Below are 14172 nucleotides of genomic sequence, written 5' to 3'. Positions count from 1 at the left end.
ATGGCGAAAAACCTGATTCTCTGGTTAGTCATCGCGGTCGTGCTGATGTCAGTATTCCAGAGCTTTGGGCCCAGCGAGTCGAATGGCCGTCGGGTTGATTATTCAACCTTCCTGTCGGAAGTGAACCAGGATCAGGTCCGCGAGGCACGTATTAACGGGCGTGAAATTAACGTCGTTAAAAAAGACAGCAATAAATACACGACCTACATTCCTGTCAACGATCCCAAGTTGCTCGATAACCTCTTGACCAAAAACGTCAAAGTGGTTGGCGAACCGCCGGAAGAACCAAGCCTGCTGGCTTCAATCTTCATTTCGTGGTTCCCGATGTTGCTGCTGATCGGTGTGTGGATCTTCTTTATGCGTCAGATGCAGGGCGGCGGCGGTAAGGGCGCGATGTCCTTCGGCAAGAGCAAAGCCCGCATGTTGACGGAAGACCAGATTAAAACCACTTTCGCCGACGTAGCAGGTTGTGACGAAGCGAAAGATGAAGTTGCTGAGCTGGTGGAATATCTGCGTGAGCCAAGCCGTTTCCAGAAGCTGGGCGGTAAGATTCCAAAAGGCGTTCTGATGGTGGGGCCACCGGGTACCGGTAAAACCTTGCTGGCAAAAGCGATTGCCGGTGAAGCGAAGGTGCCTTTCTTTACCATCTCCGGTTCTGACTTTGTGGAAATGTTTGTCGGTGTCGGTGCATCCCGTGTGCGTGACATGTTCGAACAGGCCAAAAAAGCGGCTCCGTGCATCATCTTTATCGATGAGATCGACGCAGTCGGTCGTCAGCGTGGCGCCGGTTTAGGCGGTGGACATGACGAACGTGAGCAGACGCTGAACCAGATGCTGGTTGAGATGGATGGTTTCGAAGGTAACGAAGGTATTATTGTTATCGCCGCAACTAACCGTCCTGACGTACTGGACCCTGCGCTGCTGCGTCCAGGTCGCTTTGACCGTCAGGTTGTTGTTGGCCTGCCAGATGTTCGCGGTCGTGAGCAGATCCTGAAAGTGCATATGCGTCGTGTGCCGCTGGCAACTGATGTTGATGCAGCAATCATTGCACGTGGTACGCCAGGCTTCTCGGGTGCCGATCTGGCCAACCTTGTTAACGAAGCAGCGCTGTTCGCGGCCCGTTCAAACAAGCGTGTGGTTTCGATGGTAGAGTTCGAGAAAGCGAAAGACAAAATCATGATGGGTGCGGAACGTCGCTCCATGGTGATGACGGAATCGCAGAAAGAGTCAACTGCCTACCACGAAGCAGGCCACGCCATTATTGGTCGCCTGGTGCCAGAGCATGACCCGGTTCATAAAGTAACGATTATCCCGCGCGGTCGCGCACTGGGTGTGACCTTCTTCCTGCCTGAAGGCGATGCGATCAGCGCCAGCCGTCAGAAACTGGAAAGCCAGATCTCAACGCTTTACGGCGGTCGTCTGGCAGAAGAGATCATCTACGGTGCAGAACGTGTTTCTACCGGTGCGTCCAACGATATTAAAGTTGCGACCAATCTGGCGCGTAACATGGTGACGCAGTGGGGCTTCTCTGAAAAACTGGGTCCGTTGCTCTATGCAGAAGAAGAGGGTGAAGTGTTCCTCGGACGTTCTGTCGCGAAAGCGAAACATATGTCTGATGAAACGGCCCGCATCATCGACCAGGAAGTTAAGCACCTGATCGACAGCAACTACCAGCGTGCTCGTCAGATTCTGGGTGAGAACATGGACATCCTTCACGCGATGAAAGACGCGCTGATGAAGTATGAAACCATTGATGCACCGCAGATCGACGACCTGATGGCGCGCCGCGAAGTGCGTCCGCCAGCGGGCTGGGAAGATCCAGGCAGCAACTCAGACAGCAACGGTACGCCAAAGGCGCCACGTCCGGTTGATGAACCGCGTACGCCAAACCCAGGCAATACCATGTCAGAGCAGTACAACAAATAAGACGCAACATCGTCAGACAAAACCCCGGCTGGTCCGGGGTTTTTTACATCCAGATATTGATCAGCAAGGAGTTTCCGCCATGAAGTTGTTCGCCCGTGATTCCCATCTCGATTTATCTTTTCCACATGTGATGGGCATTCTTAACGTCACGCCGGACTCTTTTTCAGATGGTGGAAAGCATAACGCGCTGGTTGATGCGCTGACGCATACCAATGAGATGGTCAATGCAGGCGCAACCATCATCGATGTGGGTGGGGAATCAACCCGTCCTGGCGCGGATGAAGTGAGTGTGGAGGAGGAGCTGGAGCGGGTGATTCCGGTCATCGATGCCATTGCCCAGCGTTTCGAAGTCTGGATTTCAGTGGACACCTCTAAAGCCGATGTCATCCGGGAAGCCGCGCGAGTGGGTGCTCACATCATTAACGACGTGCGTTCACTTTCCGAACCCGGAGCACTGGAAGCCGCCGCCTCGACCGGGCTGCCCGTCTGTTTAATGCATATGCAGGGCGAACCGCGCACCATGCAGCAGGCACCGGTTTACGAAAATATTTTAAGCGAAGTGGACACTTACTTCGCTCAGCAGATAGCGCGCTGCGAAGCAGCGGGCATTAAAAAAGAGCGTCTGATACTCGACCCGGGCTTCGGTTTCGGTAAAAATCTCAGCCACAATTATGAACTGCTGGCTCATCTTGGCGATTTTCACCACTTCGGCCTGCCGCTGTTAGTGGGGATGTCGCGTAAATCGATGATTGGCCAGCTGTTAAACGTCGGCCCGTCACAGCGTTTAACCGGCAGCCTGAGTTGCGCGGTGATTGCTGCTATGCAGGGCGCGCAGATTATTCGCGCCCATGATGTAAAAGAGACGGCTGAAGCGATGCGCGTGGTCGAAGCGACCCGAAGAGCAAAAGGAGTATCATGAGTAATCGTAAATATTTCGGTACAGACGGCATTCGTGGCAAAGTCGGTGAAGCACCCATCACCCCCGATTTCGTCCTGAAGCTGGGCTGGGCTGCAGGTAAAGTGCTGGCGCGCCACGGTTCAAAGAAGATCATCATCGGTAAAGATACCCGTATCTCTGGCTATATGCTGGAGTCGGCGCTGGAAGCCGGCCTCGCCGCGGCGGGCCTGACGGCCGCCTTTACCGGCCCGATGCCGACGCCAGCCATCGCCTATCTGACCCGTACCTTCCGCGCAGAGGCAGGCATTGTAATTTCAGCCTCACATAACCCGTTTGACGACAACGGGATTAAATTCTTCTCGTCCGAGGGCACTAAACTGCCCGACGATGTTGAAGAGGCGATTGAGCTGGAGATGGAAAAGCCGATTACCTGCGTTGAATCAGCGCAGTTAGGCCGAGCCAGCCGCATCGTCGACGCAGCAGGGCGTTACATTGAGTTCTGCAAAGGGACGTTCCCCAGCGAACTGAATCTGAATGGCCTGAAAATTGTGGTCGACTGCGCCAATGGCGCCACCTACCACATTGCGCCGAATGTATTGCGTGAACTGGGCGCGACGGTGATTGCTATCGGTGTCCAGCCAGACGGCATGAACATCAACAAAGAGTGCGGTGCCACCGATCTCAAACTGCTGCAGCAGCGCGTGCTGGCGGAGAAGGCTGATATCGGCCTGGCCTACGACGGTGACGGCGATCGCATCATGATGATTGACCATCTGGGTGACAAAGTTGATGGCGACCAGATCCTCTACATCATTGCGCGTGAAGCCCTGCGTCAGGGACAGTTACGCGGCGGCGTCGTGGGTACGCTGATGAGTAACATGGGGCTGGAGTTAGCGCTGAAACAGCTTGGCATTCCGTTTACCCGTGCCAAAGTCGGTGACCGTTATGTACTGGAGAAGATGCAGGAGAAGGGCTGGCGTCTCGGTGCAGAGAACTCCGGTCATGTGATCCTGCTGGATAAAACCACAACCGGTGACGGTATCGTTGCAAGTTTGCAAGTGCTCACTGCGATGGTGCGTAACCACATGAGCCTGCACGATCTCTGTAGTGGCATGAAGATGCTGCCGCAGGTTCTGGTTAACGTACGCTTTGCGGGCGAACATGATCCGCTTCAGAGTGACGCGGTAAAAGCTGTCACGGCTGAAGTGGAAAAAGCGCTGGCGGGTCGCGGACGCGTTCTGCTGCGTAAATCAGGTACTGAGCCATTAATTCGTGTCATGGTCGAAGGCGAAAATGAGGCGCAGGTTACCGAACTGGCGAATCGCATCGCCGACCAGGTCAAGGCCGTTTAAAACCGTAACAGGCGGTCTGCAGAGCACTGAACTGCCTGTAAAATCACCGGGATGGCGTTTTTTTCTGCAAACAGTATGGGTAGTAAAAATTGCACTTGCAGAGATATGCGCCTTTGGTTAGTATTCACACCCGCTTCTGATGGGTGATGACGAGACTCCCCATCAATACTGGTTGAAGCTTTAACTGTACGATTACCGTGCAAGGAACAGGATGATATGTACCAAGCTCTTTTAGTAGTTTTCCTTATTGTAGCTATCGCCCTCGTGGGTATGATCATGCTGCAGCAAGGCAAAGGCGCTGATATGGGAGCCTCATTCGGTGCAGGCGCATCCGGTACGGTGTTTGGTTCTTCGGGTTCAGGTAATTTCATGACTCGTACAACCGGCATCTTAGCAGCGCTGTTTTTCATCATCAGCCTGGTTCTGGGTAATCTGAACAGCAATAAAGCGTCTAAAGGAAGCGAGTGGGAAAATCTTTCTGCGCCGGCGCAGTCTTCTCAACAGACTGAAAAGCCAGCTCAACCGGTAACGCCGGGCAGCGATATTCCTAAGTAAGGTCGTCAGCACAACGAATCGTTGTGGTCAGTGCAGTGCCGTGGTGGTGGAATTGGTAGACACGCTACCTTGAGGTGGTAGTGCCCGATTGGGCTTACGGGTTCAAGTCCCGTCCTCGGTACCAAATAGTAGTATCCCTTGCATTTTATGCAGGTCTGGCGTATTATTCGCCACGTTTTCGGACGCGGGGTGGAGCAGCCTGGTAGCTCGTCGGGCTCATAACCCGAAGGTCGTCGGTTCAAATCCGGCCCCCGCAACCAATTTTCCCTTTGAGTTCTTTTTCAAATATACTGTATGCATCGACGGACGCATTCACGGTTATTTTTTGAAAGAAAATTCTTTGGATGGAGTCCGGGCCGCATTGCGGCATACAGGGTCCAGTGATTAAAAGCCCCGAATATTCGGGGTTTTTTGTTATTAGCGAATCGTAATACTGGGCTATAGGCCCTTTTTTTATGTCTTGGGGGTGGGCTTGTCCACATTAGAGCAAAAATTGACAGAGTTGGTATCGGCTCCCGTAGAAGCGCTGGGTTACGAACTGGTTGGAATTGAATTCGTTCGTAGTCGCACATCTATCCTGCGCATCTATATTGATAGTGAAGATGGCATCAATGTCGATGATTGCGCCGATGTCAGCCACCAGGTAAGTGCGGTAATGGATGTTGAAGATCCCATTACGGTCCCTTACAACCTAGAAGTCTCTTCACCGGGACTCGATCGTCCTCTGTTCACTGCAGAACACTACACCCGCTTTATGGGTGAAGAAGTGAGTCTGGTGTTGCGTATGGCCGTTCAGAACCGCCGTAAATGGCAGGGAACCATTAAGTCAGTTGATGGCGAGATGATCACGGTGCACGTTGAGGGTAGCGATGAAGTGTTCGCGCTGAGTAATATTCAGAAAGCGAACCTGGTCCCCCACTTTTAAAAGTCCGGATTGAGGCTAACCAGGATGAACAAAGAGATCTTAGCTGTTGTAGAAGCCGTTTCTAACGAAAAAGCCCTGCCGCGTGAGAAAATCTTCGAAGCGCTGGAGAGCGCGCTGGCGACTGCGACCAAGAAAAAGTATGAGCAGGAAATTGAGGTACGCGTCAGCATTGATCGCCGCAGTGGCGATTTCGATACTTTCCGCCGCTGGGAAATCGTAGAAGAGGTGACACAGCCGACGCGCGAGATCACGCTGGATGCGGCCCGCTTCGAAGATGAAGCATTCAATCTGGGCGAATATGTCGAAGATCAGATTGAATCGGTCACCTTTGACCGTATCACCACCCAGACCGCTAAGCAGGTTATCGTGCAAAAAGTGCGCGAAGCTGAGCGCGCAATGGTGGTTGATCAGTTCCGTGAGCAGGAAGGCGAAATTATCACGGGCGTGGTGAAGAAAGTTAACCGCGACAACATCTCCCTCGACTTAGGCAGCAATGCCGAAGCGGTGATTCTGCGCGAAGATATGCTGCCGCGTGAAAACTTCCGTCCAGGCGACCGTATTCGTGGCGTACTCTACTCTGTACGTCCGGAAGCGCGTGGCGCGCAACTGTTCGTGACGCGTTCTAAACCAGAAATGCTGATTGAACTGTTCCGCATCGAGGTGCCAGAAATTGGCGAAGAACTGATTGAAATTAAAGCCGCTGCCCGTGATCCGGGTTCGCGCGCTAAAATTGCAGTCAAAACCAACGACAAACGTATTGATCCGGTGGGTGCCTGTGTGGGCATGCGCGGCGCGCGTGTTCAGGCAGTTTCCAGTGAACTGGGCGGCGAGCGTATCGATATCGTGCTGTGGGACGATAACCCGGCGCAGTTTGTTATTAACGCCATGGCTCCGGCCGATGTGGCGTCAATCGTGGTTGATGAAGATAACCACACCATGGATATCGCCGTAGAAGCTGGCAATCTGGCTCAGGCGATCGGCCGTAACGGCCAAAACGTGCGTCTCGCTTCACAGCTGAGTGGCTGGGAGCTGAACGTGATGACCGTCGATGATCTGCAGGCTAAGCATCAGGCTGAAGCACATGCAGCGATCGATATGTTCACTAAACATCTCGACATCGACGAAGAGTTCGCCACCGTACTGGTGGAAGAGGGCTTCTCCTCGCTGGAAGAGCTGGCATACGTGCCAATCAACGAGCTGCTGGAAGTCGACGGCCTCGACGAAGAGACCATTGAAGCCCTGCGTGAACGAGCAAAAAATGCGTTAACCACCCTGGCACTGGCGAAAGAAGAGAGTCTTGGAAATCAGGAGCCCGCTGAGGATCTTCTGAATCTTGAAGGCCTCGATCGTGCGCTGGCGTTCCGCCTGGCGTCGAAAGGCGTTTGCACGCTGGAAGATCTCGCTGAGCAAGGTGTTGACGATCTGACGGATATTGAAGGCATGTCTGATGAACAAGCCGGCGCGCTGATTATGGCCGCACGTAATATCTGCTGGTTCGGCGATGACGCGTAATAACAGGAAGGAACAGCATGACAGATGTAACCGTAAAATCGCTGGCCGCAGAAATTCAGACTCCGGTCGATCGCCTGGTACAGCAATTTGCTGATGCGGGGATCCCTAAGTCTGAAAATGACGCGGTGACCCAGCAAGAGAAAGAAACCTTACTATCTCATCTGAACCGTGAACACGGTCAGGTCGGTTCAGCTAAGCTGACGCTGCAGCGTAAAACGCGCAGCACCTTGAATATTCCAGGCACCGGGGGTAAAAGTAAGTCGGTGCAAATTGAAGTCCGCAAAAAGCGTACCTATGTGAAGGGTGATGCAGAGGCTGAGCAAGCTCAGGCAGAAGCTGAAGCCGAGGCGCAGCGTGAAGCGGAAGAGCAGGCGCAACGCGAGGCTGAAGAAAAAGCCCGTCGCGAAGCTGAACAGAAAGCGCAACGTGAAGCCGAAGATAAAGCCAGGCGCGAAGCCGCTGACAAGGCCAAACGTGCAGCAGCGGAAAATGAAAAAGTGACAAATCAACCTACCGACGAAGTGACCAGGGCTGCGCAATCAGACAAAGCCCGTCGCGAAGCTGAAGCTGCCGAACTGAAGCGTAAAGCTGAAGAAGAAGCCCGCCGTAAGCTTGAAGAGGCTGCCCGCCTCGTAGCAGAAGAAGCCCGCCGTCTGGCTGAAGAGAAATCAGCTGAATGGGAAAAACCGGAAGAAGAGGATAAAGGCGACTATCACGTCACCACTTCGACCCATGCCCGTCAGGCGGAAGACGAAAACGACCGTCAGGTTGAAGCAGGTCGTGCGCGTGCGCGTACTACGGCTAAAGCTGCGCGTCCGGCGAAAAAAGGCAACAAACACTCTGAAGCCAAAACTGACCGTGAAGAAGCGCGTGCGCAGGTTCGTGGTGGTAAAGGCGGCAAGCATCGCAAACCTAGCGCACTGCAGCAGGGCTTCAACAAGCCAGCGCAGGCCGTTAACCGCGATGTTGTGATTGGCGAAACTATCACCGTAGCCGAACTGGCTAACAAAATGGCGGTGAAAGGTTCTCTGGTCATTAAAGCGATGATGAGAATGGGCGCCATGGCGACCATCAACCAGGTCATCGACCAGGAAACTGCACAGCTCGTTGCCGAAGAGATGGGCCACAAAGTGACCCTGCGTCGTGAGAACGAGCTGGAAGAAGCGGTAATGGACGATCGTGATACTGATGCTGCGCAGGAGTCTCGTGCTCCGGTTGTCACCATCATGGGCCACGTCGACCACGGTAAAACGTCCCTGCTGGACTATATCCGTTCCACTAAAATCGCCTCTGGCGAAGCGGGCGGTATTACTCAGCACATCGGTGCTTACCACGTTGAAACCGACAACGGTATGGTTACCTTCCTGGATACCCCGGGCCACGCCGCGTTTACCGCGATGCGTGCACGTGGTGCGCAGGCGACCGATATCGTTATCCTGGTGGTTGCAGCAGACGATGGCGTGATGCCACAGACTGTCGAAGCTATTCAGCACGCCAAAGCCGCTAAAGTGCCGGTTGTGGTTGCAGTGAACAAGTGCGATAAGCCAGAAGCGGATCCGGATCGTGTTAAAAACGAACTGACTCAGTACGGTATCATTCCGGAAGAGTGGGGCGGCGAAAACATGTTCGTTAATGTCTCTGCGAAAGCGGGTACCGGCATTGATGACCTGTTAAACGCTATCCTGCTGCAGGCGGAAGTGCTGGAACTCACCGCTATCCGTGAAGGTATGGCGAGCGGCGTGGTGATCGAATCGTTCCTCGACAAAGGTCGTGGTCCGGTTGCCACCGTGCTGGTACGTGAAGGTACGCTGAACAAAGGCGACATCGTTCTTTGTGGTTTCGAATATGGCCGCGTTCGTGCAATGCGTGACGAACTGGGTCGCGAAGTCATGGAAGCGGGTCCATCTATCCCGGTTGAGATTCTGGGCCTGTCCGGCGTGCCGGCTGCGGGTGATGAAGCGACCGTGGTACGTGACGAGAAGAAAGCACGTGAAGTTGCGCTCTATCGTCAGGGCAAATTCCGCGAAGTTAAACTGGCTCGCCAGCAGAAATCTAAGCTCGAGAACATGTTTGCTAACATGACCGAAGGCGAAGTGTCTGAACTGAACATCGTTCTGAAAGCTGACGTTCAGGGTTCTGTGGAAGCAATCTCCGACTCCCTGCAGAAACTCTCCACCGACGAAGTGAAGGTGAAGATTGTGGGTTCAGGCGTGGGCGGGATTACCGAAACCGATGCGACCCTGGCTGCTGCCTCTAACGCCATCCTCCTTGGCTTCAACGTCCGTGCCGATGCCTCTGCGCGTCGCGTCATTGACGCAGAAAGCCTGGATCTGCGCTACTACTCTGTCATCTATAACCTGATTGACGAAGTTAAAGCGGCGATGAGCGGCATGCTGGCACCAGAGTACAAACAGCAGATCATCGGTCTGGCTGCGGTGCGCGATGTGTTCAAATCACCGAAGTTTGGCGCGATTGCCGGTTGTATGGTGACGGAAGGTAACATCAAGCGTCACAATCCAATCCGTGTCCTGCGCGACAACGTGGTAATTTACGAAGGCGAGCTGGAATCTCTGCGTCGCTTTAAAGATGACGTCAACGAAGTGCGTAACGGCATGGAGTGCGGTATCGGCGTGAAGAACTACAACGACGTTCGCGTTGGCGATATGATCGAAGTGTTTGAAATCATCGAAATTAAACGCACCATCGAGTAATAGACTGCTGATGTGTTGCAATTTGGGAGGCCTCTGGCCTCCCGAATTATTTGGGAGAAATAATGATGGCGAAAGAATTTGGTCGCCCGCAGCGCGTTTCACAAGAGCTGCAAAAAGAGATTGCGATGATCCTGCAGCGTGAGATCAAAGATCCACGTCTTGGCATGATGGTCACCGTATCTGGCGTTGAAGTCTCACGCGATCTCGCTTACGCAAAAGTGTTCGTGACTTTCCTCAACGACAAAGATGAAGAAGCGATTAAACATGGCCTGAAAGCGCTGAAAGAAGCGTCAGGTTATATCCGCATTCTGCTGGGCAAAGCGATGCGTCTGCGTATCGTGCCTGAGCTGACTTTCTTCTACGACAACTCGTTAGTCGAAGGGATGCGCATGTCCAATCTCGTCACCAGCGTCGTGAAGAACGATACTGAACGCCGTGGTCCGGACGCCACTGGCGATGACGAGGAGGCGTAATGAGTCGTCCGCGTCGTCGCGGTCGCGACGTCCATGGCGTGTTGTTGCTGGATAAGCCACAAGGCGTCTCGTCGAATGATGTCCTGCAGAAAGTGAAGCGTATCTTTAACGCGAATCGCGCAGGACATACCGGCGCGCTGGATCCTCTGGCTACCGGCATGTTGCCGATCTGCCTGGGTGAAGCGACTAAGTTTTCGCAGTATCTGCTCGATTCCGACAAACGCTATCGCGTGATTGCCCGACTGGGCGAGCGGACCGACACGTCAGACGCCGATGGCAACATCGTGCAGACGCGTCCGGTCAGCTTCAGTCAGGACGATCTGGACAGTGCTCTGGAGAGCTTCCGCGGCGAAACGCTGCAGGTGCCTTCGATGTTTTCGGCACTGAAGCATCAGGGACGCCCGTTGTATGAATATGCGCGTCAGGGCATTGAGATTGCGCGTGAACCGCGTCCGATCACTGTCTATGAGCTGCAATTTATTCGCTGGCAGGATAATGAGCTGGAGCTGGAAATTCACTGCTCCAAAGGCACCTATATCCGCACCATCATCGATGACCTGGGCGAAAAGCTGGGATGCGGTGCGCACGTGATTATGCTGCGTCGCGTTCAGGTTGCCCGTTATCCGTATGAAAGGATGGTGACGCTGGAACAGCTCAACACCCTGCTGACGGAAGCCACAGAAGCCGGCATTTCACTGGAAACGCAGCTCGATCCGCTGTTGTTGCCAATGGACAGCCCCGCCTCTGATTTCCCTGAAGTGAATATCCCGCCTGCCGTGGCAGATTTCTTCCGCCAGGGACAGCCGGTACAGGCCAGCAATGCGCCTGCGCAGGGGCTGGTAAGGGTATCGGAAGGCGAAGCGCGTAAGTTTATCGGTATGGCAGAAATTGCCGACGATGGCCGGCTTGCGCCACGTCGTTTAGTGGTTGAGTATCAGGATTGAGCCAGGCGTTCACTTTTCGCTGATGGGGCATTTGCGTTGCTATCGGGCGCAGAGTAGAATAGCGCGGCTTTAAAGCGGGATGCTGAATTAGAGATCGGCACCCATACATTCATTTATTACTGGAGTTTATTATGTCTCTAAGCGTAGAAGCTAAAGCAGAGATCGTTGCTAAATATGGCCGTGGTGCTAACGACAGCGGTTCAACTGAAGTTCAGGTTGCCCTGTTGACCGCGCAGATTACCCATCTGCAGGGTCACTTCTCTGAGCACAAAAAAGACCACCACAGCCGCCGCGGTCTGCTGCGCATGGTATCTCAGCGTCGTAAGCTGCTGGACTACCTGAAGCGTAAAGACGTTGCACGCTACAGCAGCCTGATCGAAAGTCTCGGTCTGCGTCGCTAAGTCTGAAGAATCTGATCGTCGGGGCATTATGCGGGCTTTTGCACTCTGTGCAGCTTACGATCAGATTTGTGCGAGTTTCGTGAAGAGGGGGCCTTTATGGCCCCTTTTTTCGAGCAATCGGCAGCAATCCGGACCAAACTGATGTATTGTTGCTTAGTGTGATCTTTAGTTTGCAGAATTTCGCGCGGCTAATGAGAGGCTTTACCGCAGGGGCGGTCGAGGGTTGTCATTAGTCGCGAGGATGCAACTGAAGATTGGTAATCAATGGCGGGCTACAGATAGCCATGCCCCGAAGTTAAGGACTTTGATTTTGCTGAATCCGATCGTACGCAAATTCCAATATGGTCAACATACCGTCACGCTGGAAACCGGCATGATGGCTCGCCAGGCGACAGCCGCTGTTATGGTGAGCATGGACGATACTGCAGTATTCGTCACTGTAGTAGGTCAGAAAAAATCTAAACCAGGTCAGGATTTCTTCCCACTGACCGTGAACTATCAGGAGCGTACTTACGCTGCTGGTCGTATCCCAGGCAGCTTCTTCCGTCGTGAAGGCCGTCCAAGCGAAGGCGAAACCCTGATTTCGCGTCTGATTGACCGCCCGATTCGTCCGCTGTTCCCGGAAGGTTTTGTTAACGAAGTTCAGGTTATCGCCACTGTTGTCTCTGTGAACCCACAGGTTCATCCGGACATCGTTGCCATGATCGGTGCTTCTGCTGCACTGGCGCTTTCTGGTCTGCCGTTCAATGGCCCAATTGGTTCTGCGCGTGTTGGTTACATCAACGATCAATATGTCCTGAACCCAACCGCAGATGAGCTGAAACAGTCTCGTCTGGATCTGGTGGTTGCCGGTACGCAGAATGCCGTTCTGATGGTTGAATCTGAAGCTGAGATCCTGTCAGAAGAGCAGATGCTGGGCGCCGTGGTCTTTGGTCACGACCAGCAGCAGATTGTTATCGAAAACATCAATGCCCTGGTTGCTGAAGCGGGCAAACCACGCTGGGACTGGCAGCCAGAAGCGGCCAATACCGCACTGATTTCTCGCGTTGCTGCCCTGGCAGAAGCGCGCATCAGCGATGCTTACCGCATCACTGACAAGCAGGAGCGTTACACCCAGGTTGGCGTCATTAAAGACGAAACCATCGCTGCGCTGCTGGCTGAAGATGAAACGCTGGATGGTTCAGAAATCGGCGACATCGTGCATAGCCTTGAAAAAACCGTCGTTCGTACTCGCATCCTGAATGGCGAGCCACGCATCGATGGTCGTGAAAAAGATATGATCCGTGGTCTGGACGTGCGTACTGGCGTATTGCCACGTACACACGGTTCATCACTGTTCACCCGTGGTGAGACGCAGGCACTGGTTACTGCAACGCTGGGTACGACCCGTGATGCGCAGAACCTTGATGAGCTGATGGGCGAACGTACCGACAGCTTCCTGTTCCATTACAACTTCCCTCCATACTCTGTCGGCGAAACCGGCATGGTAGGTTCGCCGAAGCGTCGTGAGATTGGTCACGGTCGTCTGGCGAAGCGCGGCGTGTTAGCGGTAATGCCTAAAGCGGAAGATTTCCCTTACACCATTCGTGTTGTTTCTGAAATCACCGAATCTAACGGCTCTTCTTCAATGGCCTCTGTCTGCGGTGCCTCACTGGCGCTGATGGATGCAGGTGTGCCAATCAAAGCCGCCGTTGCCGGTATCGCAATGGGTCTGGTGAAAGAAGATGAGAAGTTTGTTGTTCTGTCTGACATTCTGGGCGATGAAGATCACCTGGGCGACATGGACTTCAAAGTAGCCGGTAGCCGTGAAGGTATCACCGCGCTGCAGATGGACATCAAAATCGAAGGCATCACGCGTGAAATCATGCAGGAAGCGCTGAACCAGGCCCGGGGTGCACGTCTGCACATTCTGGGCGTTATGGAACAGGCTATCAGCACGCCGCGTACTGAGATTTCTGAATTCGCACCACGCATTTACACCATCAAAATCAGCTCTGACAAGATCAAAGATGTGATCGGTAAAGGCGGCTCAGTGATTCGTGCACTGACCGAAGAGACCGGCACAACGATTGAAATTGAAGATGACGGCACCGTGAAAATCGCTGCGACCGATGGTCTGAAAGCGAAAGAAGCGATTCGTCGTATCGAAGAGATTACCGCAGAGATCGAAGTGGGCCGCGTTTACAGTGGTAAAGTGACCCGTATCGTTGACTTCGGCGCCTTTGTTGCAATCGGCGGCGGTAAAGAAGGTCTGGTTCACATTTCACAAATCGCTGATAAGCGCGTTGAGAAAGTGACTGACTATCTGCAGATGGGTCAGGAAGTACCGGTTAAGGTGATGGAGGTTGATCGCCAGGGCCGTGTACGTCTGAGCATCAAAGAAGCGACAGAATCTAAGCCGCAGGCTGAAGAAGCTGTCGCGGTGACCACGCCTGACGCTGCTGAATAAGTCGTTGCTGATTTGCCCCTCTCTGC

The 14172-nt window shown here is 53.6% G+C and carries 11 protein-coding genes and 2 tRNA genes; all 13 read left to right on the top strand.

The features are described from left to right. The 13 genes from ftsH to pnp all read left to right on the top strand — a co-directional run bounded on the left by ftsH (position 1) and on the right by pnp (position 14146). Positions 1-1926 carry an ATP-dependent zinc metalloprotease FtsH gene (ftsH, locus tag ACXKZD_RS17155; protein WP_010251805.1) on the top strand — a complete coding sequence of 642 codons (1926 nt, stop codon included), beginning with the start codon at positions 1-3 and terminating at the stop codon, positions 1924-1926. 79 nt (positions 1927-2005) lie between these two features. Continuing rightward, on the top strand, positions 2006-2845 hold the full coding sequence (folP, locus tag ACXKZD_RS17150; RefSeq protein ID WP_010671999.1) for a dihydropteroate synthase: 840 nt from the start codon (positions 2006-2008) through the stop codon (positions 2843-2845). Next, on the top strand, positions 2842-4176 hold the full coding sequence (glmM, locus tag ACXKZD_RS17145; RefSeq protein WP_010251799.1) for a phosphoglucosamine mutase: 1335 nt from the start codon (positions 2842-2844) through the stop codon (positions 4174-4176). Before folP ends, glmM begins: the two co-directional genes overlap by 4 nt. A 216-nt stretch (positions 4177-4392) precedes the next feature. Beyond that, the gene (gene secG / locus ACXKZD_RS17140; protein WP_010251798.1) at positions 4393-4731 is read left to right on the top strand and encodes a preprotein translocase subunit SecG; all 339 of its coding nucleotides are present in this window, start codon (positions 4393-4395) and stop codon (positions 4729-4731) included. A gap of 37 nt (positions 4732-4768) precedes the next feature. Continuing rightward, positions 4769-4855: transfer RNA gene (locus tag ACXKZD_RS17135), tRNA-Leu, on the top strand. A 59-nt stretch (positions 4856-4914) separates the two neighbouring features. Next, a tRNA-Met gene (locus ACXKZD_RS17130) sits at positions 4915-4991 on the top strand. A gap of 212 nt (positions 4992-5203) precedes the next feature. Further along, a complete protein-coding gene (gene rimP / locus ACXKZD_RS17125) occupies positions 5204-5656 on the top strand; it encodes a ribosome maturation factor RimP (protein ID WP_010251795.1) in 453 nt (150 codons plus the stop codon). 24 nt (positions 5657-5680) lie between these two features. Further along, positions 5681-7168, top strand: coding sequence for a transcription termination factor NusA (gene nusA, locus ACXKZD_RS17120; RefSeq protein ID WP_010251792.1), 1488 nt, complete (start codon positions 5681-5683; stop codon positions 7166-7168). 17 nt (positions 7169-7185) lie between these two features. After that, complete coding sequence (gene infB, locus ACXKZD_RS17115; protein ID WP_010251789.1) at positions 7186-9879, top strand: translation initiation factor IF-2; 2694 nt, start codon at positions 7186-7188, stop codon at positions 9877-9879. A gap of 65 nt (positions 9880-9944) precedes the next feature. Next, a complete protein-coding gene (gene rbfA, locus ACXKZD_RS17110) occupies positions 9945-10352 on the top strand; it encodes a 30S ribosome-binding factor RbfA (RefSeq protein ID WP_010251785.1) in 408 nt (135 codons plus the stop codon). Next, the gene (truB, locus tag ACXKZD_RS17105) at positions 10352-11296 is read left to right on the top strand and encodes a tRNA pseudouridine(55) synthase TruB (RefSeq protein ID WP_488981765.1); all 945 of its coding nucleotides are present in this window, start codon (positions 10352-10354) and stop codon (positions 11294-11296) included. Before rbfA ends, truB begins: the two co-directional genes overlap by 1 nt. Before the next feature lie 131 nt (positions 11297-11427). Then, on the top strand, positions 11428-11697 hold the full coding sequence (gene rpsO / locus ACXKZD_RS17100) for a 30S ribosomal protein S15 (protein ID WP_003851063.1): 270 nt from the start codon (positions 11428-11430) through the stop codon (positions 11695-11697). A 310-nt stretch (positions 11698-12007) separates the two neighbouring features. After that, the gene (gene pnp, locus ACXKZD_RS17095; protein WP_010251767.1) at positions 12008-14146 is read left to right on the top strand and encodes a polyribonucleotide nucleotidyltransferase; all 2139 of its coding nucleotides are present in this window, start codon (positions 12008-12010) and stop codon (positions 14144-14146) included. The last annotated feature ends 26 nt before the right edge of the window (positions 14147-14172 follow it).

The sequence above is a fragment of the Pantoea sp. ABR1s genome (assembly GCF_057812235.1).
This window is presented reverse-complemented; position numbering and strand designations above follow the sequence as displayed.